The sequence below is a fragment of the Streptomyces sp. NPDC104814 genome, assembly GCF_055583185.1.
The window spans coordinates 1-26995 of the sequence record NZ_JBVJOL010000007.1 but is presented as its reverse complement, the minus strand read 5'-3'; the positions used below and the strand labels follow the sequence as shown (position 1 = coordinate 26995).

Below are 26995 nucleotides of genomic sequence, written 5' to 3'. Positions count from 1 at the left end.
GAACGATGCGGGGCGCGATGGGCATGCGGGGGATGCCCGGGGCGAGCATGATCTACGTGGCCCTCATCAGGCACAGCCAGCAGACGTCACCTCGCCGAGTGGAGATCACAGTCAGTATGCAGAGGCGGAGGCCAAGACTCGCGAACAAGCCCTTCATCCTTTTGCCCCGTCCGTTGAGCGGGCCGCCGCTGCCCCGGTGAGGCTGGCCTCAGGGGATGGGCATTGGCTCCCGTCCACAGGCAGGGACGGTGAGAAGCGCATGCTGGGGAACACAGGCCGACCGCGGATTGTGTGTGCCATTGATGCGCGTATCGGTGCGGCGGCGTCTTTCGCCAGGGCTTGGGGCCGGCTCGGCGGGCGTGGTGGCGGCGCCCGGCTGTGCGTCCTCATGGTGGGGCTATGCCTGCTGGCGCTGGTTGCCGGTGCCTGCGCCGGGTCCCCCAAGGACGCGGCACATTCGGGCGGGGACCCGATCGACCCACGCATCCAGAAGATCATGAACAAGCCGGTCTACCGGCATGGCCAGTTCGGCCTTGTGGTCGTCGACCCGGCGACCAAGCGCACCGTCACCTCGCTCAACGCCGATCGCCTGTTCATCCCCGGCTCGACGACCAAGTTGTTCACTGTCTCGACGGCCTGGGACACCTTCGGCAGCGAGCAGCGCACCACCACCCCGGTGTATGCGCAGGGCGAGGTCAGGGGTGACACGCTGGAGGGAAACCTGGTGCTCGTGGCGTCGGGCGACCTGACCATGGGCGGGCGCACTAAGCCGGACGGCACGCTCGACTTCAAGCCTGTTGATCACACCTACGCCGCAGCGGTCCCTGGCCATGCCGCGCTCACCCCTGAGAACCCTCTCGCCGGTCTGGACAGCTTGGCCAAGCAGGTCAGAGACCGTGGGATCACGCACGTCAACGGTGACGTGGTCATCGACAACCGTCTGTTCGCCCCCGAGCCCGCGTTCACCACGAACCCTTCGCCGATCATCATCAACGACAACATCATCGACATTTTGAGCACGCCCACCGAGCCCGGACATCAGCCCACGTTCACCTGGCGCCCCCAGACCGCGCGGAACTCCATCTCCTACCACGTCAAAACCGTGGCTAAGGGGCAGCCCAGCGCCATCACCGCCACAGCGGGGCCCAACGGCGTGATCACGGTGACCGGGACCCTGGCCGCCGACGCCGCGCCGTACCTGGCCATCGCCCCGATCACGGACCCTGCGGCCTTTGCCCGGACCGCCCTGATCGAGGCCCTGCGCCGGGCAGGCGTGAGCGTCGACGCCGCCCCAACGGGCCCCAATCCGTCGCCCCCGGCCCAGCCCCCGCACGGCAGCCCGGTGGCGAAGTTGGTCTCCCCGCCTTTCTCGCAAGAGGCCAGACTCATCCTCAAGGTCAGTCACAACCTGGGCGCCGATCTCCTGGTCTGCCTGCTCGCCGTCCACCGGGGCAGCCACAACTGCCAGGACGGATTCGCCGTCATCAGGGCGTTCGACACCAAGGCGGGCGTGGACCTTGCCCAGGCCTCCCAGGCCGACGGACAGGGCGGGGTACCCGGCGACGCGTTCACCCCGCAGGCCTACATTCCGTTGCTGACGTACATGTCGGGCCAGCCACAGGCAAGGCAGTTCCGTGAGGCTCTGCCCATCCTGGGCACCAGCGGCGATCTGTCCCTGTTCGGCACGGACAGCCCGGCCAAGGGAAAGGTCTTCGCCAAGACCGGCACCCAGGCGGCCGTAGACAGTCTCACCGGACAAACACTTGTCACCGGGCGGGCCATGGCCGGCTATCTCGATGCGGGCGGCGGGCACTACTGGCTCTTCGACGTCGTCTTCAACGACGCCAAAGCGGCGTCCACCGACGAACTCCTCTCCATCGCGAGCGACATCGCCCAGATCTCGGCCCTGCTCCAGCAGGACGCCGCAGCCACGGCAAGCGCCACCGCCTCCAGCCCCTGAGCCCGTCAGCAGCCGGGTCCGCGGACCCGGACGCGCGAGACGGGTTGACCTGCTTGCGGCGGAGGATGGCGCTCGATCACGCATGGATTCTCTTGTTCCGGGCTTCGAGTATGGAGGCATGAACAAGAAGGCACCCACCGCACTCATCCTGTGCGGCACCGGCCGGTCCGGCTCGCTGATGGCTGACACGCTCGACCAGCGAGGAATCAACCCCCAACCGCGGCGCGAAGCGGAGCGGACGTCCGCTTCCCACGGGACGATCCGGCCACCCACTTGGACGCCCAGGACGGCGTTGAACCGCCTCTATCCGGTGACAATCACCGCACGTATCAGCTACGCAGGCCAGGTCGGCGCCCTCCAGGACCTCGCCGAGGCAACCGGGGCGCCTCATGTCACCTACCTGAGCGTCTACAACGCCGACCAGGCCCCGCCGGAGGTCGACATCGCGGCCGTCCAAGCCGATCTGGCATCCCGGCAGGGCATCACGCACTCGGTCCTGCGCCCCTCATGGCTGATGCAGAACTCCACCGACTAACACCTCCCGCTCATCGACGGAGCCTTCATGATCCCAAGCGGCGGCGGAATGGAGGCCTTCGTCGACGCGGCCGACACCGCGGCGGTGGCGGCGGAAATGCTGGCACACCCCGCGGCCCACGCCGGCGCCGTCTACTCGCTCACCGGTCCGCAGGCCCTCACCGTCCAGGAGGCCGCGGACATCATCGCCTCCGTGAGCGGGCGCCCCATCGCCTACAACGACCTTGACCAGGAGACGTGGATCAACGGCGTGCTCGCGGCGGGCGTTCCCGCCGAATACGCGGTGATGATGCGTTGGCTCACCGGCGCCGTCATCGCCGCCAACGGTGCCACGCCCACCGGCGACGTCGAGAAGGCCACCGAGCGGCCGGCCACCATCTTCCGCTACAGCGACTATGGGGACTACATCACGCTGCGCAGCGCGGAGAAGAGTCACTGGTTCCCGCACGACAAGTGCACTGGCAGCGGCTGGCCCTGAACGCAGCCTCACACCCCAGCCCCGAGAGCGCTTACCCCCATACCTCCGGGCCGCCGCCGCGCCATTCGATGTCGTCGGAGCGGATGACGTCGAGGTCGTCGATGCCTTCCAGCCCGGCCTCCTGGAGCCGGTAGGCGCGCCCGAGGATCGTGCGGTCGGCGCGCACGCGCCGCCCGCCCTGGTTGTCGGGTGGATACACGATCACCGAGGCCATGCATCCAGCCTCCCGCCGTGCACTGGGTGGCGCATGGTGTGCTGCGCCGGCGGTGTGGCGTTCGTAGGCTGGTGGTGCTCGGGGCTACGACGGAGGTACTTGTATGCCCCGGACGATCTGGAGCGGCGCGATCAGCTTTGGCCTGGTCACGGTGCCGATCAACGTAGTTGGCGCGACGGAGGACCACAGCATCCGCGAGGACGGCGGCCGCGTCTGCGTGAAGAAGTTCTGCGACCTCGAGGACCGCGAGGTCTCCAGCGCCGAGATCGGCAAGGGCTACGAGGTCACCCGCGAGACGAAACACCAGCCGGCCCAGATCGTGCCGATCTCGGACGAGGAACTGAGCAACCTGCCCTGCCAACGGCGAAAGCGATCGAGATCGTCGCGTTCGTCCCGGCCGCGGACATCGACCCGATCCAGATCAGCGACGGCTACTACCTGCAGGCCAGCGGCCAGGTCGCTGCGAAACCGTACAAGCTCCTCGTCCAGGCCCTGGGACGCTCAGAGAAGGTCGCCATCGCCAAGTACGCCTGGTCCGGACGCGAACGCCTGGGCATGCTCCGCATCCGCGACGACGCCCTGGTCCTGCACGCGATGCGCTGGCCCGACGAGATCCACAGCCCCGCCGAGCTCCTCCCGCCGCCCGTCCAGGTCTCTGACGAGGAGATCGAGCGGGCGCTCGCCCTGATGGAGACCATGACCGTCGAGGATCTTGAAGAGCTCGACGCTCACGATGAGTACACCGAGGCCATCGCACAGATCATCGAGGCCAAGCGGGAGGACAAGCCCCTCCCGCAGGCAGCGGAGGCAGAGGAGCTGGCCCAGGTCCTGGACCTGATGGCCGCACTGAACGCCTCGGTGGAGAAAGCACGCGAGACCCGCGGCGAGCACGGCACCCACGCCGAGGTGCACGAACTACCCAAACCGAAGAAGAAGACCACAGCGAAGAAGCAGCCCGCCAAGAAGACAGCCGCGAAAAAGACGACCGCGAAGAAGACAAGCAGCCGCAAGCCACGCAGCGCGTGACCTTTTGCTCGCCTGCCGCGAACGAGCCCTTTTACGGGTCCGGAGCGGCCCCACCTGGCTTCGAGCGGCCCTGGTGCTGTCGTTGTCGGCGGCGGCACTTACCTTTCTCTGCATGACTGATCAGCAGTGGGCGGGCTTCCGTCAGCGGGTTGAGGCTTTGGCGGCGTCCCCTGCAGGCAACGAGGTGTTCGGAGCCCTGGGGCACAAATGGGTCCTCGAGGACCCCCTCAGCCACGCCGAGCTCGCAGAGCTGGAGACACAGGTGGCGGTGCGGCTGCCGGAGGAGTTCCGTACCTTCCTCCTCCGCGTCGGCGTGGGTGGCGCCGGCCCGGCCTACGGAGTGTTCCCGGTCCGGCGAGTACAAGGCCACTGGCGGTGGGAGGGCGACGGTGCCGAACTGGCAGACCTCTCCCGGCTCGCCGAACCCTTTCCCCAGCAGGGCCCCGACCCGAAGACGCTGGAAGAACTGGCGAGCCAGTGCCCTGAAGAAGAGGACTACGAGGAAGCCGAAGACTTCGACATCGCCGTGCAGGCGTGGGACGAACGCTTCGACTCGATCATGTTCAACCCCGACCGAACCGTCGGAGCCATCGTCATCTCCCACCGCGGCTGCGCCCTGCGCGATTGGCTGGTGATCAGCGGCGCCCATCGAGGCACGATCTGGACCGATGACCGTGCGGACGAAGTCGACCTCGCCCCACGTCTCAACAACGACGGGACTCCCGTCACCTTTGCCCGCTGGTACACCGACTGGTTGCACCACGCCGAGCGCACGGCGCTGGGAACGCCCTAGCCGAGGGACTGTTCGGTGGCGCGGCAGGCCGGGCAGACGACCAGGGCGTGCGGCCCGTACCGCACGGTCACCCCTGACAGCGCGCGCAGTACCCCACCTGGCTCGGCCGGCACCCAGCAGCAGCGCCGCGGTGGCCCGGTCCGTCGTGGGATCGATACGTCTGGCGCACCGGCCATGCTCACGACGCTACGGCGCCGCCGCCCCCACCGCCCGGGGACACCGGCCGGACAGCGGGGCGCGCCCGCCTACGTCGGCTACGAGGCGTTCGTGAACGTCCAGGGCTCCAGTAGCTGGACGAAACTCGGCAACGGGCGCACGCTCGTTCAGCGCCGTTCCACGACCGGCCCGATCGAGATCGGCTCCACAACCCGCATCTGCGGTCCGGTCAACGCAAAAATCACCATCCGCGTCCACGTCCGGCCGGCCGGAGGCGCCTGGTCAAACTGGAGCAGCGCCGCGACCTCGCAGTGCCAGACCTGACCTCACCGACGACAAAGCCCCGGGATTTCGGGTGGCTGGGGCGGGTGGCTGCCGGGGGCCTTCGCCGGCCCCCGCTACCACGTCAGGGCCGTGGAACGCCGCGCGACCCCGGCTGGCTTGCTCCGCCGGGGCCGCGACGTCTGTCAGTGCCGGTAGGTCACTTCACGGGCTTGACGTAGACCAGGGTCTCCAGCTTGTTCAGACTGTTCCACAGGACCTCGATCTGGGTGTGGGTGTCGGGGACGATCACGCTGCTGTACTTGTTGGACGGGTCCCAGTATTTGTTGGTGTGGTCGTTGAACACGGTCACGGCCTTCTCGCCCTTGATGGTGGTGGCGACGTCGGCCTTGTGCAGGTTCAGGCCGTCGGTAGCCTCGAAGCCGAGGGTCGAGTCGTAACCCTGGAGGCGGGGACTCATCAGGGTGCCGTCGGACCACTTCAGCGGTGCAGGGTGGGCGTCGACCGGGAGGATGAGGCCGGCACCCGGGTGGTTGGCGACGTTGTTGTCCGTCTGCGAGGAGTCCCACAGCCAGATCAGCAGGCCGTTCTGGTAGGGGTAGTGCTCCACCCAGTCCGGACGGGTTTTGCTGAAGCCGAAGTTGTACGGGCCGGTCTTCAGCGTGGTGTCGAAGGACTCGTACTGGCGGTTCTCGACCAGGTACTTCTGGTCGTAATCCTTCGAGAACTTGCCGGTGATGCAGGAGAACCCGGCCGCGGCCCAGCCGTTGTCGACGTTCTCCGCGCCGTCGGTGAGGACGTTCGCCCCGTCGACGGTGATCGAAATGTCGTCCAGGGCCAGGCCCTTCATGTGGACGCCACCGTCGGTGGTGTTGTGGAAGCGGACCTTGATGTTCTTGCCGGCGAAGGCGTCGAGCGGGAAGGAGAGGTCGCCCCAGTTGCCGCCGGAGGAGCCGTTGATGGCGTTGTTTGGGAGAGCGACGTTGTTGAAGGTGCCGGGGACGGAGGTCCAGGTGGCGCCGTTGTCCGCGGAGACCTCGAGGTAGGCGTAGTCGTAGTCGGTCTCCAAGTCGTACCAGGCCTTCGCGGTGAGCTTGGCCGAGGTTTTCCCGGTGAGGTCGAGGCCACGGGTCAGGGTGACGTTGAGGTTGTCGGCGCTACCGCTCCACCACTCGTTCGCACCGGCGAACGGGGTGTTGATCTCGGTGGTGACGGTCTTCTTCGGCAGATCGACGACCAGCGCCTGGGGTAGGCGGTTGTTGTACTCGACCGGGCCGAGCCGGCTGAGCTTGTGCTCGCCGGCCATGGCCTTGTCGAAGTCCAGCCAGCCGAGCTGCAGCTTCGACCAGACGTCCAGGTCGTTCGGCATGTCGCCGATCTCTTCCTTGCCCTCGCCGAGCCAGGAGCCTGACGACATCAGCGACCAGAAGCCGACCGAGTTGTCGATGCCGGTGCCCGTGGTGTCGTAGAGGTCCGGCAGACCGAGGTCGTGGCCGTACTCGTGAGCGAACACGCCCAGGCCGCCGTTCTCCGGCTGCATGGTGTAGTCGCCGACCCAGATGCCGGACGTGCCGACCGGGGTGCCACCGAGCTTGTTGTTGTCCGGGCCCTGCTTGCCGGCCTGGTTGCCGTACACATAGGAGCGGTGGGCCCACAGGGCGTTGGTGCCCTGTGCGCCTCCGCCGGCGGACTGGTCCTCACCGGCGTGCACGATCTGGAAGTGGTCGATGTAACCGTCGGGCTCGTTGAAGTTGCCGTCGTGGTCGAAGTCGTTGCGGTCCCACTGGTCGTACTGCGCGATGGTGGCCTTGATCTGCTCGTCCGTCTGGCCCTTGGCCTTCTGGTCGGCGACCCAGGCGTTGACGCCGTCGCGGATCAGGTCCTGCGCGTTGCCGCAGTTGTGCTGGCCACAGTAGTCCGAGCCGTAACGAGCCTCGTTCCACGGCACCCGCACCCAGTCGGTGACCTGGCCGTCGACGGAGTACCGACCCGAGGACTGCTTCTCATAGAAGGTCTTCAGCGAAGGCTGCGACTTCGAGAAGTACATGTCCTGGAAGTGGGCCTGGTTGTAGTCGGCCCGCCAGGCGGTCGAGTTGTCCTTCGCCGGATCCGGCTTGGCGATCTGGTTGTGCAGCGGTCCGGGCTCGCCGCCGTACTTCGCCGTGCCGTTCGGCAGCTTGGTGGTGTTGTCCACCTGGTCGCCGAACTCCACCAAGATGGTGAAGATCTTGTCGGTGCGCTCGCGCTTGAGCTCGACGTACTTGTCACGGCCGAGCTTCACGCTGGTGGAACCGCCATGCTGCTCGATCTTGGCAGTGCCGTTCATGATCTGCTCGACGGCGGCCTGCCGCTCGGCCTTGACCTCGGCGGTCTTCGGGCCGGGCAGGTCGTAGTCACCGCCCTTGGCGTTGACGGCTACGTCGGCCGGGTCGTGCGACTGAGTGACGGGCGCGGCGGCGGCCATACTCGGGACTATGCCCGCGCCGAGCGCCGCGGCGGCCATCACGGCGGTGCAGGCCGCAGCGGCTCTCTTGGATATCTTCAAGGGGTAACGTCCTCGCCTTACCGGCGTTGCTCTGGGCATGCGCCGGTGAACCAATGAAAGGAAGGTGGAGGACATTCGATCCGTGTGTGAGGAGAAACGGAATCAGGGAAAACCCTCGCGTTGCGCCGAGTTCACAGGCCGGGAGCCTGGGACAGGCGTGCGGACGCCCTCGAAAGCCGCTTCTTCGACAAGAGATGCCGGGGCCTCCATCTTCCGGCGTCTGCTCCATGTCGAGGAAGAGAAGACGTGGGCGGCGAGACCGCGCTGGGCCTCCTCTTGGCGTACGACAACGGCGGCCAGGGTCGGCTCCGTCTGCCGTGGCGGGGCCACCCAGCGGTGGGCTTCGAGGGCGCGGCGGTAGCCGGCCGACGCGTCCTCCCGCGTCTTCATCGGCCCAGCCGGAACCACCGGGCGTGGTGCCGGGTCGTCGTGGTGGCGGCGTGGGAGACGGATCCAGCACGTGCACGGCTCACACGTTCACGTCGGACGCCTGCCGGTTGTCCGCCGCGATCAGCTTCGGCACGAGCCAGCGGGTCTTCGTGCCGTACGCGGGGGCGTCGGGAACGACTTCCAGACGGCCGGACTCATCGAACACCACGGCCTTCACGTGCCGGGCGCGCTTGAGCGCGGCCGCGCTGAGGATGGCCTCCCACTCGGCCAGGACACTGCCGCCCGTTGTTGGCCTTCCCAGCCGTGGCTGATGGATCATCGTGCTGGCACGGCATCACCCTGTGTGGCAGGGGCGGGGTTATCGATTACGGCAGAGGGAGGGGAGTTCGTGGAGGCACGGATGTGGGACGGCTTGGTCCGTGTAGTGAAGGAGACGGACACCGCAGCACTTGGCGAAGGGGAAGCGCCAAATCAATAGATCGTATAGTTGCGCGGTGAGTTGGTCGGGCTGATCTGGACCCAGCTTCTGAAGGCTAGTCAGGTTACGCTCGACGAGATCGCGAACATCGCCGCAGTGGCCGGCGCCGACGAGGTCGCCACCTCCTGTGAACTCCTGTCGTCCCGACGCCGTGCCTGAACATCGTGCTCGCCAGTCTCGACGGGCATGTGTCTTACGCCAGTTCCCCCCTAGCGAGCAGCTCCTGTCTCGCGGCCTCGAGAGCCCGATCTGGGTCGGTGGCACCAGTTCGCCGCATGCTGCGGCGCAGGGGCCTGCCTCCCGTCCGGAGCCGGGCCCACCGTGGGGAAAGCAGCCGGGGACCGCTCGCCTCGTTCCGCGAGCGACCCCCGGCCGGTCCTGCTACGGACGTGCTCAGTTGGTGTTGAGCGTCAGCCCGAAGTACTTGAGAGTGTCGTCGAGCGGCTGGAAGTACGAGGAGCCCTTGGAGTAGACCCCGTCGGTGCACTTCTGGTCGATCGGACCACCGGAGGTCATGCCCTGGGCCTGGTTGCCGGAGATGTACGCACCGCCGCTGTCACCTCCCTGGGTGCAGACGGTGGAGGTCGCCAGGCCGCTGAGGACCGTGTCGGGGCCGCCGTTCAGGTCCGTGTAGGTAACGGTGTTGTTGTAGGAGCCGACCTTGCCGCAGGTCCAGCCGGTGGTGGCGCCGGACTTGCAGATCGCGGCGCCGGACGCGGCACGGGTGCTGCCCTTGACGGCGACCGTGCTGGTGGCGCCCTTGCCCCAGGTGCCGACGGCGGTGGCAATCGAGTAACCGGAGTTGACGGTCGCGAGGCCCATGTCGACGCCGCTGCTGCCGAGCTTGTAGCGGGTCTTGTAGCCCTTGGCGAAGGCCGTCCCGCTGTAGCGCAGGGTGGGCAGGTTGGCGACGCAGTGCCCGGCGGTCACCAGGTACTGGTTGCCTGCACTGTCCTGGGCGCCGTAGCCGACGGAGCACCAGCTGGTGGTGCTGTTGATCGTCATCTTGCTGCCGGGGTAGATCGTGCTCTGGGCTGCGAGCTTCTCCTGGCCCCGCACGATCCGGACGGCGGAGCCGTGCTTCGCGGCCGCGGCGAGGAACGCCGCGGCGGCGGCGCCCCGGTCGTCGTTGACCTTGACGATCACCTTGTCGGCGGCCAGGTCCACGGACCAGGCGACCACCCCGGAGGGGACCTTCTTCGCCGCGAGGGCGTCCAGTTCGGCCTTGACTCTGTCGAGCGCGGCCTGGCCCCGGGTAGGCACCCGGGCGGCGAGGCCGGCCTTCTCGATCCTGGCCGCCTCGGCTTCGTTGTCGGCGTTGACGGTCAGCCTGCCGGAGGCGTCGAAGAAGGCGCCGTCGCCGGCTATCCCGCTCTTCCTTAGCCGGTTGAGCGTGGCCTGCTGGGCGTCCTGCCGGTCGAGGCGGTCGACCGCCGCCTCCTCGCTCACGCCGAGCGAAGCGGCCAGTGCCCGGACCATCTCCGGCTGGTAGCGGGGGGCGGACTCCGTGTCCTGCGCTTGCGCCAGGGACTTGGTCCCCATGACCGCCGAGGCCGAGAGCGCGATGCCCACTGCGGCCAGGCGGTACTTACGAGAGTTACGCACGTTGATTCCTTTCGGATGACAGGGAGGAACCCGATGGGGAGTTTCGCCAGAAAGCACCAACAAGGCTCCGGCGAGAGGAGGTTCCTACCTGGCGGAGAGTTGCCGACTCGCCGCTGGCCGAACTATTGCGTAGCGCTCGAGTGAATTTCAAGACACTTGCCGACGAAACTTTTCAGCCTAACTCTCGAGTGCCTTGTCGCGTAATGCAAAACCTAACGGGCTGTCAACCCGCGGCCTCAGAGCTCTTGCTACGAGAATGCCAGCACGGCGGCAACTGGAAATTTCCAATGGGCCGAACCATAGAGACTCTCGCGTCCGTCGATATATCAGGGAGGCGGAAACACGGATACGCAGAAAACCCATACGCGCGGGACCAACGCCCGCTCTGCGGCGAGCCGGATGCGGATGGGCAGTTGACCGTTTCCGCGCATTCAGGACCTGCGCCGGTTCATAGGCCAACGGGGGCCCCGACGGGGCCCGAGCAGTGCGGACCGCGCGTCTTCACCGCGCCGACGTCGGGTCGGCCGCCCTGGGCATCGTGCGCGAGACCTATGGCACGGGGCCGCTGCGCAGAAAGCGGGGTCCCCTGGCTCCGTCGGCATTCGGACGGCTGAGGGGCACGCGGGCTGCGTCGAAGCCAGGCGTCCGACTGGACAGCAGCGACTGTGAATGCCCGGGAGCACGACGGACATGGTCCGAAACGGACGCTACCGCCTGCCCCGACGGGGCGGGCCTGGCAGACGGTGCGGTCGCTTCGCCAGTGCGAGTGGTCTGCTGGGGGAGTCGTCCCGCCTGGTACGGGCGGTTCGCGTGCGGACGCTGGGGCCCTGTCTGCCTGTCCGCGTCGGATCGGGGCGGGTCGTTCGTGCGCCCGGGGTGCCGCCCCCGGACAGGGCCTCTCCCGCTCGAGCGAGGCCGAGAGTTCAGGGAAGGAGCTGCTCGGGTATTCCGGTCGGGAGGCGAGGGTGTGTGCCGGGCCCGACGGGAATGGTCTGATAGGCCCTGGTAATGCTTTGTAGGGGGTCTTGTCGTGGTGGGGGGTAGTTCGCTGGCTGTATGAGGGCTGAGGAGCTTGCCGCGATGCGGGGCCGGTTGGAGAGAGTTCGCGGCGGGAGGTGCTCGCGCCGTTGGTGCGCCGGGAACCAGCGGGCGAAGGGTGCGTTATATCTGCGGGGGCCGCTGCTGGACAACCGCGGGCTGATAGCAGCCCTGGGCCTTGACCACGTCGAGGGCCGTTCGTTCGCCGGCTGGCAACGGCACGTCACTCTCGTCACTGTCGCCCGCCTGGTCCTCACCGAACAGCGCTGACACCCAAAAGTGCTTGCCAGGGCCTGCCTCTCTACCAGGCCCTGGGCCTCCTCCAGTACGTCATCGCCGCCTGGGGTGGCACCCGCCCGCCTGCCAACAAACGTTCCCGTGGCATCCTTACGACATCGCCTGTCAAAGCACTACTAGGAGGCGCCTTCCAGCTGGTGGGCGAGGTTGCGTCGGGAAAGCGCCCCTGTCTTGCGCATGGCGCGGGCGATGTGCTGCTCCACCGTTCGGGGAGAGAGGTGGAGGGTCGCGGCGATCTCGCGGTTGGTCAGGCCGGAGACCGCGAGCTGGGCCACTTCCGCCTCTCGGGGGGACAGTTCGTCGGCGTGCGAGGGGCGGCCCGGAGGGCGTCCCCTCTTCACCGGCTGGCAGGTGCGCAACATAGCCCTGGCCCGTGCAGCGTCCCAGACGGCGCCCAGTTCGGCGAAGCGCCTGGCGCAGGCCTCCAGCTCGGCGATTGCCGAGGGCGCGGCGGGGCGGCCGGAGACGGGAGGCGATGCGGAGGTCTCCCCCGTCTCCGCGGCCTGGCCGGCGCATGCTTCGGTGCCCGTTTCGACGTCCGCCGCGAGCACGCACCGCGCGGCGCCCTCCGCCGTCAGCTCACGGTGGTAGGGGCGGGGCAGCGCCGCGTAGGCTGCTGCGGCCTCCCGGTACAGCTCGGCGGCCCGCAGCAGGCCGCCCCGCCCCTCCCCGCTCAGCGCTTCCGTCTCGGTGAGTACGGCCCGACTCCACAGCAGCGCGGCCCGTGCGGCGGGCGCGTCGCCCCGGCCGAGCCCCTGGGAGAAGTCCCGGACCATGGTGCGAGCTGCGGCCCTGTCACCCTCGCGTGCCAGCGCCTCCACAGCCCACGGCGCGAGTTCCGCCGCCCACGGCCAAACCCGTTTCCCTGCCACCACCGCCCAGGCGACCCGCGCCTGCTTCGCTGCGGCCTCCACCTCCTGGCGGGCCAGGGCGAGGCGGACCACGGCGCCGGCCGCCGTCGCGCCCAGAGGCACGGGCAGCTTCTCCATCCCGAACGTCCCCCGCTGGGACAGCCAGGTCATGACCTCTCCCCAGTCCCCCTCAGCGAGGGCGAGCAGGCCCCGCACGACGTAGGCGTCGGAGGCGAGGTACTGCATGTCGGCGGTCACGGCGATGAAGTCCTCGCACCGCTCGGCGAGTCCGGACCACCGGCCGGTGCACCACTCCTGGAGCAGCCGCGTCCCCAGCACACCTTGTTCGGTGTAGGGGGCGCCGCTGCATTCGGACAGGGCGCGTCCTTCCGCAAGCAGGTCTTCAACCCGTGAGTGGAAGCCGAGCCAGACCGCGGAGTCCGCGGCGTTGCACAGACCGCGGGCCGCCTGCCGGACGCACGCAGGGTCGGCCTCCTCCCCAGGCAGCGCCTTCACCAGTTCCCACGCCTCGGGCTCGGCGCAGCTCATGGCGAGTCCGATCCGGTTGGCCAGGACCGCCGTGCGCATGGCGTCGTCCCCGCTGGCGTCCGCGGCGGCCACGGCCTCGGGCAGCCACCTCCGGTGCTCGTCGAGGGAGTTACCCGGCCAGTAGGGGGTGACCAGCGCTGCCATTGCGCGCGCGGCCAGGCCGGGTCGGACCTCGCGCAGTTCGGCGGCGGCGGTCTCCAGGACCCGCCATCCCTCGGGGAAGCGGCCCATCTGGTTGCACAGCATCAGGCCCAGGTCGAGGCGCAGCTCTCCGCGCACGGCCGGGGGGAGGTCGGTGTCCCGCACGATCTGCGCGAGGACCTCCACGGTCTGGTCCGAGCGCAGTCCGGTCACCGCGCTGCGGGCGAGGAGCGTTGCGAGGCGGGCTCGGCTCTGTGGGAGCAGGCCGGGTGTGGCCAGCGTCCGCTCCAGGAGCGTGACGGCCTGCTGGTGCTGGCCGGACGCCGCCGCCGACTCGGCCGCCCGCTCCACCGCCCTGAGCCATCCGCGGATCTGGCCGGCCGCCCTGTGGTGGCCGGCCACCACATCCCAGGGCACAGGCCGTCTGCGGCTCAGTATGTCCGCCGCCCGCTCGTGCAGGTCCTGGCGCACGGGCCCGGGCACGCAGGCCCGTACGGCCGGTGCGGCCAGCGGGACGGCGAAGCCGTAGCGGCCCTCGGCGGCCTCGGCCAGGGCCGCGACCTCCAGGGCCCGCAGCAGGGCGCTCTCGCCCGTCGGGGTTCCGAGGCCGGACACTGCGATCAGCTCGTCGCGGGCGACGGGCCCGTCGAGGACGGCAGCCGCCCAGACCACCGGCCGGTGTGCCGGGGACAGCGCGTGCGTACGGCTCAGCACCAGTTCCGCGAGCCGGGCCGGCACGCCGGCCGCCTCCACCTCGGAGGCCGTGCCGGTGAACGGCGGCCGCTGTTCCCTCAGTTCGGCGAGGAGGTCGACGACCACCCGGGGCACTCCGCCGGTGAGCTCGTGCAGCCTGCGCACCGCCCCGTCCGTGCAGGTGCCGCCCAGCGCCTCCGCGGCGGCGCGGCGGACCCTTTCCTCATCCCAGGGCGCCAGGCGGTGCCGGAGCACCGTCAGGTCGGAGGGGTACGCCGTCGGCGGAGCACCCAGCGGCAGGCCGGGCACGGGCAGCTCTTCGGGGCGGTAGGTCACGGCTGCCGCCGAGCCCGGTGCGAGGCCTTCGAGGACCCGGCGCAGCCGGCTCAGCTCGTCCTCGTCCGCCCGGTGGACGTCGTCCACCAGCCACAGGGCCGGCCTCAGCCGGTACGCGTCCTCCTCCGGCTTCCCCAGCCCTTCCGGCGGGCCGCCGCCGGCTCCGCACCGCCACCACATTTGGGCCGTGTCCGCCGTCCTGGGCAGGTCGGCCAGTTCCCGGAGTAGATGGCTCTTTCCCGCGCCGGCGGTGCCTTCGACGAACAGGAGCACCGGGTCGGCGCTTCCGTCCGCGAGGGCGCGGGCCAGGGGCCGCAGTGCGGAACCACGCGTCTCGCTCACGCCGTCATCCTCGCTCTCCTCCTTCTGGGCGGCCCGATCTCCCGGGCGGCCTGGATACACGGTGGCCAGAGCGCAACGCCGTAGGCCCGAAGGGAAAGGCGTAGGCCGTGCCGCCTTCCCGTCGAAATTCCGTGCGTCGCATTCCACGCCCGTACCCGGACGATCGGTCCTCGCGAGTCGATTCCGGCACCGTATCAAGGCGGCAACGTCAGCACTCAGGCGCGAAAACTGACCTACTACCGCCGCCCCCGCATGAAAGGGAAAGCTGATGAAAAGCGGTGGCGGGCGGTGTGGTTCACGAATGGTCGTGCGCGCGCCCCACATTCCCCGGTGGTGAGCGCACGGGCACGCGGAAGAGGTTTCGGCGACGAGTGCGCTGCGGAGTACGCCCAACCGACTGCCGAAAAATCAGGGCACGGTCCTGTCCGCTTCTCGGTCGTACCTTTCCGTGATTATTGGATGGCGGCTTGGTCAGAAGACGGACAGGCCGGTGAGTGTGGTGAAGCGGTCGAGGGCCGCTACGCCTGCCACCGAGTTGCCTCGCCTGTCGAGTCCGGGGCTCCATACGCACAGGGTGCACACACCGGGTACGACCGCGATGATCCCTCCGCCGACGCCGCTTTTGCCCGGTAATCCCACCCGGTAGGCGAAGTCCCCGGCGGCGTCGTACGTGCCGCAGGTGAGCATGATCGCGTTGACTTGTTTGGCCTGGCTTCGGGTCAGGAGTGCCGAGCCGTCGGCCCGGATGCCGTGTCGTGCCAGGAAGCCCGCGGCGAGGGCCAGGTCCGCGCGGGATGCCTCGATCGAGCACTGCTGGAAGTAGGCGGCCAGCAGGCCGGGAACCGGGTTGTTGATGTTGCCGTAAGAGGCCATGAAATGGGCTAGGGCGGCGTTGCGGTCGCCGTGGGCTGCCTCCGAGGCAGCGATCGCCGGTGCGAAGTCAATGGCCGGGTTGCCGCTTTCGGTCCGCAACAGCTCCCTTATCCGGCCTGCCGCGTCCCCGGTCAGTGTCTGGAGCCGATCTGTGACGACCAGGGCGCCAGCATTGATGAGAGGGTTTCGGGGGACGCCGTTCTCGTACTCCAGCTGCACCAGGGAGTTGAAGGGGTTGCCGGAAGGCTCGCGGCCCACGCCTTGCCAGATCCGTTCGCCGTCCAGGGAGAGCACCAGGGCTAGGGCGAAGACCTTGGTAAGGGACTGCGTCGAGAAGGGCTGTCGCCAGTCGCCGACGCCGTAGACCGTTCCGTCGGGTTCGGCGACAGCCATGCCGAAGCGCCGGGGATCGGCACCGGCGAGCGAGGGGATGTAGTCGGCGGGACTGCCGTGTTCGTCGAGCACGGCGGTCTCTTTTCCGATGCGGTCCAACGCGGCGCCGAAGCGTCCGGTTCCGGCCGGGGACGCTGGGTCCGTATGAACACAGGAGGAGGTGTCGGGCATAGGTCATTCCTCAAGGGCGTGTATGGGCGGAGCGGAGGACGACCGCGAGGCACGGGGCGCTCGGTCCGGGCCCGGACCGCATCGACGACCGCGCCGCGACAGCGGTCGCCCAGCCCCGTAGGTTGTTCGGCTCCCCGCGCTCACCGTCTCCACTGACGCAAGCGTGCGGAAGCTCTCCTCCGTCATGAAAACGGCGGCCGGCCGGATCAGCGCCTTTGGGCTCACACGTTCCCTTTCCCGCGCGGCCCACGGAGCCTTTTACGATCCGTGTCTCTACGAGCGTCAAGGGCCGTCCTTTCTCAGGCTGCCGCTGCCATGATCGGGCAGTGGGCGACGACACGGGTGCCATCTGGCGTGACGTCTGCGGCCCACCAGCTCGTGCAGGCGGTGACGAGCGCCAGGCCCCGGCCGAAGGCGGCGTCTTCGTCCTCGGCCACCTGCCGAGGCAGGCGACGGTCCATCCAGTGCCCTTGATCTTTGATCTCGACGGTCAGGGTCGTCCCATCGAAGGAGACCAGGACCGTCACCTCGGCGCTGCTGCTGTGGAGCACCACATTGGTGACCAGCTCGCTGACGACCAGGAGCAACGTGTCGGTGGCATCAGTCGGCACCCCCCAATGACGGACAGAGTCGTGGACGAAGCGACGCGCGGCCGGAACGCTCTCGGGGGTCACCGAAAGTGCGCACAGGGCTACCACCCGGTCGGACTCGTGAGGGGTGTTGCCGTGCTGCTCACGGTCGGTTATGGCGGGGGTGCGATGCTCGGTGGTGATCACGGTGGCTCCTGAGGTGTTCCACAGGTCGTGGCTGATGGTGCGCTTCTACGTGCCGGTCGCCCGACACGGGGACACGGAGGAACGCATGCGCAACGGTTCCGTGCCGCGCCGTAGGGTCTGATCGAACGACGGAGCCCTCCCAGCGCGGCCTCACGTTCTGGCGGTGACATCGCGCGGGTTTCAGCGGGCGCCGCCACGGACACGCTGGCGAACCGACGGTTCCGGGCGATGGCACTGGACCGCCCCTTGCGGCGGGCTGATCGTCATACGCTCATGCTCGCCACCGGCAGCCCGCAGAGACATCGGGGGAATCCCTCGTCCTCGCCCTCGCCGCCCCGCAACAGTTATCGCCATCAAGACAGCCGTACCGATCTGGTGTACTGAGGCAGCCAGCAACAGCGAGCCTTTACTCGCCCGCACTCCTTCCGACGGCACGGGCCAGAAAGAGGGCCTTCCCTTGGCGCCACCCCGGTGAACCGCCGGGACCAATGCATTGTGCGACACAGTAGGTCCGCCTACCGTGATGGAGTGGATCCTGATCACACGAGGGGCCCGAGTACCCCGGTAAACAGCGAGCCCTTGGCTATCGTCGAAGCGTGTGATCGGGTCCACCGTGCCCTGCACGACGTCGGCCGGGCCGCAGTCGTCGGTCCATGGGGGAGCGGCAAGTCCACCCTGCTGCGGACCATCGCCCGCGAGGCCGTTGACCAGGGCCGGCCGACCCTCTTCCTGAACCCGCTCCGGGACTGGGCGAACCAGGCGTACAGCGGCCTCGGCCACCTGCTCACGCTGCTGAAACCCGGCACCCTGGACAGCCTCGCCGCGCAACCGCGCGCCCACCTGGAACGGATGCTGCCGTGGAACGCTCCCGTGCGGCCATCCGACCCCGCGCAGGTCCGGACAGCGCTGACGTCGCTGTTCGCCGGTCTCGCCGAGAACAGCAGCGTCCTGCTGCTGATCGACAATGCGCAATGGCTGGATCAAGCCAGCCTCGCCGCCCTGTCCCACCAGACCCAGGCTTTGGCTCCGCAGCTGCTGCATGCCGTCGCCGCCGAGCGCACCGCCACCGGCCCCCGCGCCGCCTGGCGCCTGTGCGGCCACCACACGCCCGTGCTCCCGCTCACCGGCCTGAGCGTCGACCAGACGGCCGATCTCCTCGACGCCCACTCCCTCCCGGTACGCTCCGCCACCCACGTCCACCACCTCACCGGCGGCAACCCGGCACTCACCCAGGCCCTGCTGACCGATCTGGCCGCCCGCCGAGACGGCCTCACCATCCACCCCCTCGCCACACGGGCGGCCACCCACTGGCTCCAGGAGATCAGCCCATCGGCCCTCCCGTCCCTGCGGTTCGCGGCGCTCACCGACATCCCCCTCTCCAGTCTTCTGCGCTGCTGCACCAGCGGGAACCCGGACTTCGAAAGCCATCTCCTCGAGGCCGAGACCGCGGGCATCCTGACCATGAGGGCCGACGGAGTGCCTATCTTCCCCGCTGGTCTGCTCCAGGAAGCCGCATTTGCCGACCTCTCCCACGACGACCTGCGAGGTCTCCACCAGACACTCGCCGATGCCTTGGACGATCCTGCCCAGGCCGTCCGTCACCGCCTCCTCGCCCTCGACGCACCCGACGAGGCCGCCGCAGCCGAGGCGGAACAAGCCAGCGCTCTGGCCCGGTCGAACGGCGAGCGCGACCTGGCGGCGGAGCTGCTGCTGCTGGCCGCCGAGCACACCCCCGCCGACGGGCGGGCCGAGCGGCTGCGCCGTCTGGCGGTCGCCGCCACCGACGCCGTCGCCAGCGGCCGTGTGGAGGTCGCCCACCGCGTCCACCACGCGATCACCGCCGCCCGCCCAGGGGCCGAGGAACGCGTCACCGCGCTTCTGAGCATCCTCGACACCAGCGGACAGGCCCTCCACGAACTCGACGACATCCTGGCCCGCGCCCGCCAGGCGGCCCAAGGCGACCCGGCGCTCCAGGCCCGGGTGGAGCTGCGGGCCGCGATCAGGGCCAACATCGGCGGCCTGGGTGCCGAGGCCGCCCGCGACGCCGCAAGCGCGGCGGTGGAATTCGCCGAGCAGACCCCGGACCGGGTGCTCCGAGCCACCGCCCTGACCCAGCTCGCCCGGATGCAACGCACCGCCGCGGACCCCGCGGCCGCCGACACCCTTGAGCGCGCCCTCGCACTGGACGTACCCGTCGAGGTCACCGGCGTCCGGGCCAGTCCCCAGTACCTGGCAGCGTGGTTCGCGGTCCATGACGACCGCCTGCACGAAGCGCGGGAACGGCTCGTCGAGTTGCTGGCCGTCGCCGAGCACAGCGGCGACACCGGGGACCTGGACCTGGTCCTGCGCAACCTCGCCGAGGTCGCGGCCCGCTCCGGCCAGGCCGCCAAGGCTGTCGCAATGAGCGAGCGAGTCATCGCCATGTGTGCTGAGGCCGGTATTTCCCTGGGTCCTCCCCGGTACAGCGCGTCCGTCGCCCAGGCCGCGGGCGGCAGTTTCCAGCAGGCCCTCGTCTACGCACGCCAGGGCCTCGCGGTCGCCCGCGACGAGCACGACGCGATCTTCATTCCGCGTAACCTCTTCGCCCTCGCGGTGGTCCAGCGGATCAGCGGCGACACCCGCTCGGCCGTCGAGAACCTGCGCGAGGCCGGCCGACTGCAGACCGGCTGGCAGGTCGCCGACCCGCGCATCCTGCCCTGGCAGCCCGAACTCGCCGAAGCCCTGGCCGCCGACGGCGACCCGCGTGCTGGCGGTCAGGTCCTCGACGAACTCCTCGACCAGTGCCAGGGCACACGGATCCTCACAGGAAGCGTCGGTGCGGCGGCCACGCGGGCGCGAGCCCTGTGCGCCGCGCGCCTCGGCGAGACCGACACCGCCGTCGGCCTGTTCGGCGAGGCTGCCGCCCACTTCGCCGCCCTCGGCCTGACGCTGGACCAGGGCCGTACCCTCGTCTCCCTCGGCCGCCTCGAGCGGGGCCGACGCCGCCCGGCCGCCGCCCGCACCACCTGGCAGGAAGCCAAGGCCCTCTTCCACCACGCCCAGGCCCGTCCCTGGATCAGCCTCTGCCAGGACCTGCTGAACCGGCTGCACGGTGCACCCCGCGACGCCGCCACCGGTACTGCCACAGCCGTCGGCGAACTCACTGAATCCGAGCGGCGTCTGGCCGCCCTCGTCGCGGGAGGCGCCTCCAACCGCGAGACGGCGGCCCAGCTCTTCCTCTCGGTCAAAACGGTGGAGGCGATGCTCAGCCGCATCTACCGCAAGCTCGGCATCCGCTCCCGAACTCAACTCGTCCGTGCCCTCCACGCCCCAGAAAGCCCGCCACTTCCTCCGCAAGCGGACTGACCGCCCACCAGCGAATGTGCGGTCCTCGCCAAGGGGCGACGAGGCTGGTGGGTGAGCAGATGCGCGGCGCCCTCCCTCCGGGCGGAGCAATCTGAGTTTGTTGCCGATCGGACTCGATTATGAGCGGCCTCTCCTGACCCGGCTTCAGCGTCGCCCCGGTCGCCGCGGCCGGTATGCGGATCCGACCGTCATGACGTGGGTATACGGGACCGGAGACCACGCACGACGTCAGGGGTCCGTACCTCTGCGTCGCCGCCTGCCACACGGATCGAGGGACGCCTGCGGAACTTCGCCTGCGTGTGCCCGCCGCAGAACTCAAGCTCGTCGTCTGCCTCAAGGTCGATCGACAGATCCTGCTGGAACTGCTCGCCGAGTACGGCGACAGCGAGGAGAACCCGATCCCGGTAGCGATCGAGACCTCCCGCGGCCTGCTGGTGGCCGTCCTGCGGACCGGCAAGCGCAAGGTGTTCGCCATCAACCCGATGGCCGCCGCCCGCTACCGAGACCGGCACAGCGTCTCGCGCAAGAAGTCCGACTCCGGCGACGCCCTGGTCCTGGCCAACATCCTCCGCACCGACATGCACGCCCACCGGCCCCTGCCCGACGACTCCGACCTCGGCCGCGCGATCACCGTCCTCGCCCGAGCCCAGCAGGACTCTCTCTGGAACAGGCAGCAGCTCGCCAACCAGCTCCGGTCCCTGCTGCGCGAGTACTACCCCGCCGCCCTGGCCGCCTTCGCCACCTGGACCAACGGCCTGTGCCGCCCCGAGGCCCGAGAACTCCTCAAGACCGCTCCAAGCCCGTCCCGGGCCGCGCGTCTGACCCGCACCCAGATCCAGGCCGCGCTCAAGCGAGCCGGCCGCCAGCGCGGCATCGAAGCAGAGGCCGACCGCCTCCGCGAAGTCTTCCGAGGCGAGTGGGCCCACCAACCCCCGCTGATCGAGGACGCACTCGGCAAGCAGGTGCTCGCCCTCCTCATCCAACTGGACGCCGCCTGCACCGCCGCCGACCAGCTCGCCGAAGCCGTCGAAGAGACCTTCCCCCAGCACCCGGACGCCGAGATCCTGCTGAGCTTCCCCGGCCTCGGCACCCAACTCGCCGCCCGCCTCCTGGCAGAGATCGGCGACGACCGCACCCGCTTCGCCGACGCCCGCGGCCTGAAGGCCTACGCCGGCTCCTTACCCAGCACCCGCGGCTCTGGCAAGAAGTCCGCCATCACCAGACGCTGGGCGAAGAACGACCGGCTCAACCACGCCGGCTACCTCTGGGCCTTCGCCTCCCCACGGGCGTCCACCGGGGCGAACGCCCACTACCGGCGTCGACGCGAACAAGGGGATTGGCACGCGGCCGCCCAGCGCAACCTCTTCAACCGCATGCTCGGACAGCTTTACCACTGCCTGAAGCAGGGCACTGCCTACGACGAGTCGCTCGCCTTCGGCGCCTCTCCCACCGAGGCCGTTGTTGAACCGGTCAGCGGGGAGTGAGACAGGCTTCGAGAGCGGCTCGCTGTCGTGGCGGCAGATGGTCGCCGAGAGGGGTCTTGCGCGGGCTGTGATCGCCCTCGCATATCCAGCTCTGCTCGTCATCGTCGAACCACCACTCCTCGGCGCCCCACATGGGATGTCCCTGAAGCAGCTGTCTGGCCAACGCCTCGCTCGCCTCGGGCGCACCCTGTTCGACCAGAGCCTCGACCACTGCCGAAACGGCCTCCTCCGGAACCGCCGCTTCGCCGAGGACCGGCAGAAGAAGGAAGAGACGGGCGTGAGGGTCGGTGACGCCTGCCGCACCCGGTGGTGCCTCCAGCAGGGCGGCGAGCTCGGGCCAGCACAGCCCGGGGCCGATGCGGTCCTGATCGTCGCTGGCCAGGACGAGATCCTGGCTCCAGTCGGGATGCGTGAGGAAGTAGCCCGTAGTCGTGAACTCCTCGCCGCTGTTGAAGTGCACGACGACCGTGAAGCCGCCGGCCAGTGGCACCGTGAACATGGGCCACGCCGAGGGGTCGTGGAGCGTGTCCAGCATGGCCTCCGCGTCGCCCGCGTCCGACCCGAAGGCCTCCGGCGTGAACCCCTCAGCCAGGTCCGCCAAGTATGCAGGCCAGAAGCCTGGCTCATCCAGGAGCGGGTGCCCGTCCACGACGGGCGACGAGGAGTACCAGTGCCGTGCCATCACCATGCGGGGATTCTCTCCAAGCGCGGTCGGAGCTGTTCGAAGACCCCGGCCCTCACGGCCGACCGGGTTGACGGCATAGCAACGTGAGGTGTCTGCCTGGCTCTCGTCCGCCCCGCTGCTGGGGACGGCGAGGACCGGACAGGCCGTCAGCCGCACGGCCTCACCATCCAGACGTGATCGTCAGTGGTGACGTTGTGGAACTCAGTATCGATGGGCACAGCTTGCGTTTGCCGCCCAAAGTTGATCAACTGCTGCTCGAGCAGCGGAAAGTAAGCGTGGAACGCTGGACTATCAACCAGACAGCCAGCACAACACCGTGGCTCTTCCCCGGCCAGGAACCCGCGCGCCCATCCGGTCCGAATACCTCGGCCTACTGCTCCGACGTCGCGGCTTCGAAGGCCTCGCCAGCCGCAACAGCGCCCGTCTTGCCCTGGTCTCCGCCGGCATCCGTGCTCGCTGACCTCACCGGCACGAGCATCAGCAACGCCACACGGTGGACCGGATACGCCAGACGCGAGTGGCTCGACTACATCGCGTCCCGCACGCAGATCTGACTGCTCCCCGGTCGACGGCCATGGTTCAGAGAGACCATCACGAGATAGGGGGCGGTCATAGCACCCCTGCGCATTCGTCGACAAATGCGCAGAGCCGACGAATAAGGCTCAAGAAGAAGGGGGTGGGGTCCGAGTCGCCCTTCATGTGAGGTGCATCCTGGAGCCACTGCTGCCAAAGGCCCCCCGGTTCTCGGAAGCGGTCGGCTTCACCACCTCCAAGGTTCAGGTCGATGAACTGGAGAGCGCCCATGACGACGGTCTGGTCGTACGCGAGGTCAGGGCGGCAGAGGTAGCGATCCAGGTAGGCGGCGAGCAGATCAGCGTCGCGCGCCGTTCCGAAACTGGCCAGGGCTACGCAATAGGCCAGCCCAACACAGCAGACTTCGCTGGCCAGCAGGAGTGCCCCGAGGTGCTCGCGGAACTCGGTCCGGCGGCAGACAGCTACGAGCCAAGCCGCAGTTCTCCGCTCACGCCAGCCGCCCTCAAGAAGCTTGGCGACCTCATCTGCGGTGATGAGTCCCGCGTCCTCACGAAGGTCTCGCATAAATCGGTCGCACTCAGGACTTTGCATGCGCAGCAAGCCACCGCCGAGCTTCAGGTAGCGTCGCTCGGGCGTGACGTAACGACGAACCAATGCCAGCAACTCAGCATCGTCGTGAGGATGGCGTATCACACTGGTGATCTTGCCTTGCCACCTCGGAACAGAGCCAGTCCTCCGTTGCCCCGATGCGAGTGAGTACGGCAGTTGGCACCTGTGCTGCAGTATGGCTCAGACCCAGGCCCCGTAGGTCAGCCACCGTAGAGGCCACACTCGTCGAGGCCCCCGTAAACGTGCGCTTCGAGGCATTGCGGGGCGTCAAGACCCACGGCCTCACCCCGGTACACGGCGATGAGGGAGTCCTTGCCCCGCCACCAAGAGTCGGCCACACCCTGTACTTCGGGCACCGGTTCGAATGCGCCGAGATCCAGTGCGTCGACGGCCTTGCGCGTGACCCTTGTGACGGTCGTGGCCCAGCGGCGGGCATGAGCGGCGAGCGCCAGAGATTCCACCCATCCGTCAATGTTGGCATGCAGGCGCGTCCACTGGTAGGCGTCGATGCCGAACGCACCGTCGGGGCCGATCATGAAGCTGTAGGCCATGGACACCCGGCAGTCCCCTGCCGGAAACGACCAGCCTTCCGCGGGCACGTCCTCGGGGCAGTCGGCGTTCAGGACGCGCGGACCGCCCTCGTAGAACGGGGCCGGCGGCAGGGCAAGGCCGCCCCAGCGGTCCTGGAAGGCAGCGGCCCGCTCAATCTCCGTAGCGGGGATCCCATGCTCTACCCACGCGTCACGGTGTCGCCGGATGTCCTGCCGGCGAACGCGTATGCCCTCCGTCTCGATGAACCGCTGGGCCCTGCGGCTCAGGCCGGCAGGCGCGAACGGGACGGACGATACGGGCTGGTCAGCCACTACCGCTGCTCGCCGTCTCCGGAGTGGAGCACCGCCGACGCAATCTCCCGTACGCGATCCGGGCTGATTCCTGTGCACTGCTCGATGGCGAGGGGGTGGTCGGTGGGCTCCAGCTCGACGAAGGGGCGTTCGCCGACCGGACGGGTATGGACGCGCGTCTTCAGGTTGAGCGTCGTCGCCGGGTATACGGGAAGATCGGTGGTGAGCCAGCCGAAGTACGGCTTCTCAGCCTCGCGGCCAGGCCTGTCCCACAGAGCCGAGGCTCGGGAGAAGCTCTCTCGGCTGAGCGAGACCCAGACGCCCCAGGAGAACACCTCGGCACTGCCGATGACCGGTATCTCGATCAGGCCCTTCACGAAGTAGTGCTGCCCGCGAACCACGCACTGGTCCGCAGAGAGCAAGCAGTCCTCGGCGTCGGCGAAGGCCGGCTCCCACACAGCGGGGGCCTCGGCCGTGTAGTTCATCGGCAGCTCAGGGTGGTGGGCCCCGCAGCATGCGCAGGTGAACCCCACATCACTGGTCATGGGCCCGGAGCCTAGCGACGGACTCCAGCTGTAACCGAAGGGGGCTTACTCGGCCACCGTTCTGCGCGGGCAACTACCACGCTCAGTCACGGCTGGCTCCCCCGAGGACAGGCGAAGGCACGTGGCTTCCTTGGCGCCGGAATACCGGCCGCAGGCTGCCCTGTTCCCGAACCGTCCTTCTCCGTTTTCGCCGGCTGGCTCGGCAAACCTGACCACCGACGAGATCACCGCTATCACCACCCTCAGCACCGCGTCCCTGCTCATCCGCAGTGCCGAGCGTCGCAGCCCCCGCACCGTCCAGAAGACCATCCTCAGCGGCCGGGGAACATTCACCACCCTCCTGCGCGGCGTCCGGCACACCTACATCGACGGGTACCTCGCCGACCTGCCCGCGGGAACCGTCCTCGACCTCGTTCGCGATTACGACAACCCGACTGACCCAAACGCCATGAGCAATGCTCGGAACCTGTGGATCGGTGCCGGGAGGGATGCGGAGGGCGTACCTTCCCGAATGATCCGTAAGGTCTCCGAGTAGGCCCGCGTTGCAGCGCGGGTCGGGAAGGCACGCCCGTGCTCAGCGTAGTCACCGACGACGGCTCCACCCAGTCCGGCTCCCTGATCGACGAGATCGTCCGCGAGGGCGCCCGCCGCATGCTCGCCGCCGCATTGGAGGCGGAAGTCAACCAAGGGTGTTCTCGGGAGCGTGCTGGACGGCTTCGACGGCCGTCCAGCGACGGGCTCTCGTAGTGGCTTTGTATCCCAGTGCGGGGTCGTCGCACACGCTTCGGGGCCGGGGCGAGTGCCACCATCTATAAGACCCACCAGGCATGGGTAGGATCACGCCGCACGCCGAGCGGACGGTTCGAGTCACGCCGCGCACGGCACAGGCGAAACATCGGGGGCGCATGCGATGAGTACGCACGGCAATGGGCAGTGGGGTCCGACGGGCGGACCTGGATACGGCCCCGGTGGACAGCCGGGCTCAGGTCCCGGCCCTCAGCCTTCCCCCGGAGGCGCACCCCATCCGTACCCCGGCGGTCCCGGCGTGGGGCCCTATCCGCCGCAGCCCGCCCCCGTGCCGCCGCAGGGGTTTCCGGGACGTCCGCAGGGCTGGGGCCCGTACCCGTCACCACCGCACGGCGGTGGCCCGCAGCATCCGTTCCCGCGACCGCCCCGGCCGCCGCTGACGCGCGGGCAGCGGATCCTGAAGTGCGTCTACAACCCGTTCTACGCCGCCCAGCGGGCCTTCCGCCCGTCGCGCCCGGACGCCGTCGAGGACCTGACGGTACGCAAGATCCAAATGTGGCGGACCGGGCTCGGTGCCGCCGCCTGGCTCGTGCTGGTCATGTCGTACAAGCCGGTCGACACCGCCAAGGGTGCCGACGCCGTGGCGAGCGACAAGTTCGACCAGAGCTGGACCAGCACACTCTTCCTCGTGTGTGCTTTCCCGTTCGTGATCGCCCTGTTCGCGTTCGCCGCGCAGGGCGCGCTGCGTCGGCTCTATCTGCGACGGTCCCTGAAGCCCTTCGGGGCGGTGGCGGCTCTGATGGGGTCCATGGCAACGTTCCCGCTCGCCGTCGCGCCCGATCCGGCGACCACTGGCTTCCGTGATGCCATCGGGATTCCCGGCATGGTCGTCCTCATCGTCCTCTGCACATGGTCGCTGGGATTCGCCTTGTACGGGATCGCACTCTGCCTCAACCACGTGTTCCGCACCGCCGATATCCACGAGGTGCTGCCGCCGGTTCTCGCCACCGTGCTGGCGTGGGTGATGGCCACCCTCGACGTGATCAATAACGCGAACGCCGAGGTTCCCGTCCTTGCCCGGATCGTGTTTCTGCTCGGCGCTCCGGTGTCGGTGACGGTGTTGTCGGGCTGGGAGTTGTACCGGCTGCGGAAGTACCACAACCTGTCCCTGCGACAGGCCCTCGGCCGCTAGGTCGTGTCCGCAAAGTCAGGGCAGCCAGAGCAGGAGGCAGGCGAGGGTGACCATGGCTTGGTAGTGGCGGGCGCGTTTGTCGTAGCGGGTG

Annotated in this window: 20 protein-coding genes and 2 pseudogenes; 11 read left to right on the top strand and 11 right to left on the bottom strand. The window is 68.8% G+C overall.

Annotation, left to right across the window (positions count from 1 at the left end):
- Positions 1-259: 259 nt before the first annotated feature.
- The 3 genes from dacB (at position 260) to ACZ64A_RS22930 (ending at position 2972) form a co-directional block, all read left to right on the top strand.
- The gene (dacB, locus tag ACZ64A_RS22940) at positions 260-1960 is read left to right on the top strand and encodes a D-alanyl-D-alanine carboxypeptidase/D-alanyl-D-alanine endopeptidase (RefSeq protein WP_469812636.1); all 1701 of its coding nucleotides are present in this window, start codon (positions 260-262) and stop codon (positions 1958-1960) included.
- A gap of 118 nt (positions 1961-2078) precedes the next feature.
- Complete coding sequence (locus ACZ64A_RS22935; RefSeq protein ID WP_469812634.1) at positions 2079-2495, top strand: Rossmann-fold NAD(P)-binding domain-containing protein; 417 nt, start codon at positions 2079-2081, stop codon at positions 2493-2495.
- Positions 2496-2522: 27 nt separating this feature from the next.
- Complete coding sequence (locus tag ACZ64A_RS22930) at positions 2523-2972, top strand: hypothetical protein (RefSeq protein WP_469812633.1); 450 nt, start codon at positions 2523-2525, stop codon at positions 2970-2972.
- 31 nt (positions 2973-3003) lie between these two features.
- Here the strand turns inward: ACZ64A_RS22930 and ACZ64A_RS22925 are convergent, their stop codons facing one another.
- Positions 3004-3186, bottom strand: coding sequence for a hypothetical protein (locus tag ACZ64A_RS22925; protein WP_469812632.1), 183 nt, complete (start codon positions 3184-3186; stop codon positions 3004-3006).
- A gap of 103 nt (positions 3187-3289) precedes the next feature.
- Between ACZ64A_RS22925 and ku the strand changes: the two are divergent.
- From ku to ACZ64A_RS22910, 3 genes and pseudogenes are all read left to right on the top strand, one after another.
- A pseudogene (gene ku, locus ACZ64A_RS22920) lies at positions 3290-4212 on the top strand (non-homologous end joining protein Ku).
- 112 nt (positions 4213-4324) lie between these two features.
- Positions 4325-5005: an SMI1/KNR4 family protein gene (locus ACZ64A_RS22915; RefSeq protein WP_469812630.1), complete on the top strand. Its 681-nt coding sequence runs from the start codon at positions 4325-4327 to the stop codon at positions 5003-5005.
- Positions 5006-5179: 174 nt separating this feature from the next.
- Positions 5180-5485, top strand: coding sequence for a hypothetical protein (locus tag ACZ64A_RS22910; RefSeq protein ID WP_469812629.1), 306 nt, complete (start codon positions 5180-5182; stop codon positions 5483-5485).
- Between the two features lie 157 nt (positions 5486-5642).
- Here the strand turns inward: ACZ64A_RS22910 and ACZ64A_RS22905 are convergent, their stop codons facing one another.
- The 6 genes from ACZ64A_RS22905 to ACZ64A_RS22880 form a co-directional block, all read right to left on the bottom strand.
- Positions 5643-7946, bottom strand: a complete 2304-nt coding sequence (locus tag ACZ64A_RS22905; RefSeq protein WP_469813214.1) for an immune inhibitor A domain-containing protein — start codon at positions 7944-7946, stop codon at positions 5643-5645.
- A 511-nt stretch (positions 7947-8457) separates the two neighbouring features.
- Positions 8458-8697, bottom strand: a complete 240-nt coding sequence (locus ACZ64A_RS22900; protein ID WP_469812628.1) for a hypothetical protein — start codon at positions 8695-8697, stop codon at positions 8458-8460.
- Between the two features lie 552 nt (positions 8698-9249).
- Entirely contained in the window at positions 9250-10461 is a 1212-nt protein-coding gene (locus ACZ64A_RS22895) for a S1 family peptidase (RefSeq protein ID WP_469812626.1), read from the bottom strand.
- A gap of 1451 nt (positions 10462-11912) precedes the next feature.
- A complete protein-coding gene (locus ACZ64A_RS22890) occupies positions 11913-14708 on the bottom strand; it encodes a helix-turn-helix transcriptional regulator (protein ID WP_469812624.1) in 2796 nt (931 codons plus the stop codon).
- Positions 14709-15179: 471 nt separating this feature from the next.
- Complete coding sequence (locus tag ACZ64A_RS22885) at positions 15180-16145, bottom strand: glutaminase (protein ID WP_469812623.1); 966 nt, start codon at positions 16143-16145, stop codon at positions 15180-15182.
- A 299-nt stretch (positions 16146-16444) separates the two neighbouring features.
- Complete coding sequence (locus ACZ64A_RS22880) at positions 16445-16921, bottom strand: ATP-binding protein (protein WP_469812621.1); 477 nt, start codon at positions 16919-16921, stop codon at positions 16445-16447.
- 579 nt (positions 16922-17500) lie between these two features.
- Here ACZ64A_RS22880 and ACZ64A_RS22875 point away from each other — a divergent pair.
- Positions 17501-20266, top strand: coding sequence for a helix-turn-helix transcriptional regulator (locus tag ACZ64A_RS22875; protein ID WP_469812619.1), 2766 nt, complete (start codon positions 17501-17503; stop codon positions 20264-20266).
- 347 nt (positions 20267-20613) lie between these two features.
- Positions 20614-21750 (top strand): annotated as a pseudogene (locus tag ACZ64A_RS22870) (IS110 family RNA-guided transposase); the annotation flags it as partial.
- Here ACZ64A_RS22870 and ACZ64A_RS22865 read toward each other — a convergent pair.
- On the bottom strand, positions 21737-22438 hold the full coding sequence (locus ACZ64A_RS22865) for a hypothetical protein (RefSeq protein ID WP_469812618.1): 702 nt from the start codon (positions 22436-22438) through the stop codon (positions 21737-21739). The pseudogene ACZ64A_RS22870 and the gene ACZ64A_RS22865 sit on opposite strands and share 14 nt — an antisense overlap.
- A 170-nt stretch (positions 22439-22608) precedes the next feature.
- Here ACZ64A_RS22865 and ACZ64A_RS22860 point away from each other — a divergent pair, with 170 nt between their 5' ends.
- Positions 22609-22989 carry a hypothetical protein gene (locus ACZ64A_RS22860; RefSeq protein ID WP_469812616.1) on the top strand — a complete coding sequence of 127 codons (381 nt, stop codon included), beginning with the start codon at positions 22609-22611 and terminating at the stop codon, positions 22987-22989.
- A 55-nt stretch (positions 22990-23044) separates the two neighbouring features.
- Here ACZ64A_RS22860 and ACZ64A_RS22855 read toward each other — a convergent pair whose 3' ends face one another.
- The 3 genes from ACZ64A_RS22855 to ACZ64A_RS22845 form a co-directional block, all read right to left on the bottom strand.
- Positions 23045-23662 carry a DUF6000 family protein gene (locus ACZ64A_RS22855; protein ID WP_469812615.1) on the bottom strand — a complete coding sequence of 206 codons (618 nt, stop codon included), beginning with the start codon at positions 23660-23662 and terminating at the stop codon, positions 23045-23047.
- Between the two features lie 116 nt (positions 23663-23778).
- Positions 23779-24441: a hypothetical protein gene (locus ACZ64A_RS22850; protein ID WP_469812613.1), complete on the bottom strand. Its 663-nt coding sequence runs from the start codon at positions 24439-24441 to the stop codon at positions 23779-23781.
- Entirely contained in the window at positions 24441-24905 is a 465-nt protein-coding gene (locus ACZ64A_RS22845; protein WP_469813213.1) for a DUF2199 domain-containing protein, read from the bottom strand. Before ACZ64A_RS22845 ends, ACZ64A_RS22850 begins: the two co-directional genes overlap by 1 nt.
- Positions 24906-25086: 181 nt before the next feature.
- On the opposite strand from ACZ64A_RS22845, the gene ACZ64A_RS22840 reads away from it, so the two are divergent.
- Positions 25087-25500 carry a hypothetical protein gene (locus tag ACZ64A_RS22840; RefSeq protein ID WP_469812611.1) on the top strand — a complete coding sequence of 138 codons (414 nt, stop codon included), beginning with the start codon at positions 25087-25089 and terminating at the stop codon, positions 25498-25500.
- A 540-nt stretch (positions 25501-26040) separates the two neighbouring features.
- On the top strand, positions 26041-26904 hold the full coding sequence (locus ACZ64A_RS22835; protein ID WP_469812610.1) for a hypothetical protein: 864 nt from the start codon (positions 26041-26043) through the stop codon (positions 26902-26904).
- Positions 26905-26995: the final 91 nt, after the last annotated feature.

Coding starts and splice junctions, on each gene's coding strand:
- ACZ64A_RS22925 (WP_469812632.1), bottom strand. CDS start 3,186: ATGGCCTCGGTGATCGTGTATCCACCCGACAACCAGGGCGGGCGGCGC.
- ACZ64A_RS22910 (WP_469812629.1), top strand. CDS start 5,180: ATGCTCACGACGCTACGGCGCCGCCGCCCCCACCGCCCGGGGACACCG.
- ACZ64A_RS22900 (WP_469812628.1), bottom strand. CDS start 8,697: ATGATCCATCAGCCACGGCTGGGAAGGCCAACAACGGGCGGCAGTGTC.
- ACZ64A_RS22845 (WP_469813213.1), bottom strand. CDS start 24,905: ATGAACTACACGGCCGAGGCCCCCGCTGTGTGGGAGCCGGCCTTCGCC.
- ACZ64A_RS22885 (WP_469812623.1), bottom strand. CDS start 16,145: ATGCCCGACACCTCCTCCTGTGTTCATACGGACCCAGCGTCCCCGGCC.
- ACZ64A_RS22905 (WP_469813214.1), bottom strand. CDS start 7,946: ATGGCCGCCGCGGCGCTCGGCGCGGGCATAGTCCCGAGTATGGCCGCC.
- ACZ64A_RS22915 (WP_469812630.1), top strand. CDS start 4,325: ATGACTGATCAGCAGTGGGCGGGCTTCCGTCAGCGGGTTGAGGCTTTG.
- dacB (WP_469812636.1), top strand. CDS start 260: ATGCTGGGGAACACAGGCCGACCGCGGATTGTGTGTGCCATTGATGCG.
- ACZ64A_RS22935 (WP_469812634.1), top strand. CDS start 2,079: ATGAACAAGAAGGCACCCACCGCACTCATCCTGTGCGGCACCGGCCGG.
- ACZ64A_RS22865 (WP_469812618.1), bottom strand. CDS start 22,438: ATGGTGATGGCACGGCACTGGTACTCCTCGTCGCCCGTCGTGGACGGG.
- ACZ64A_RS22930 (WP_469812633.1), top strand. CDS start 2,523: ATGATCCCAAGCGGCGGCGGAATGGAGGCCTTCGTCGACGCGGCCGAC.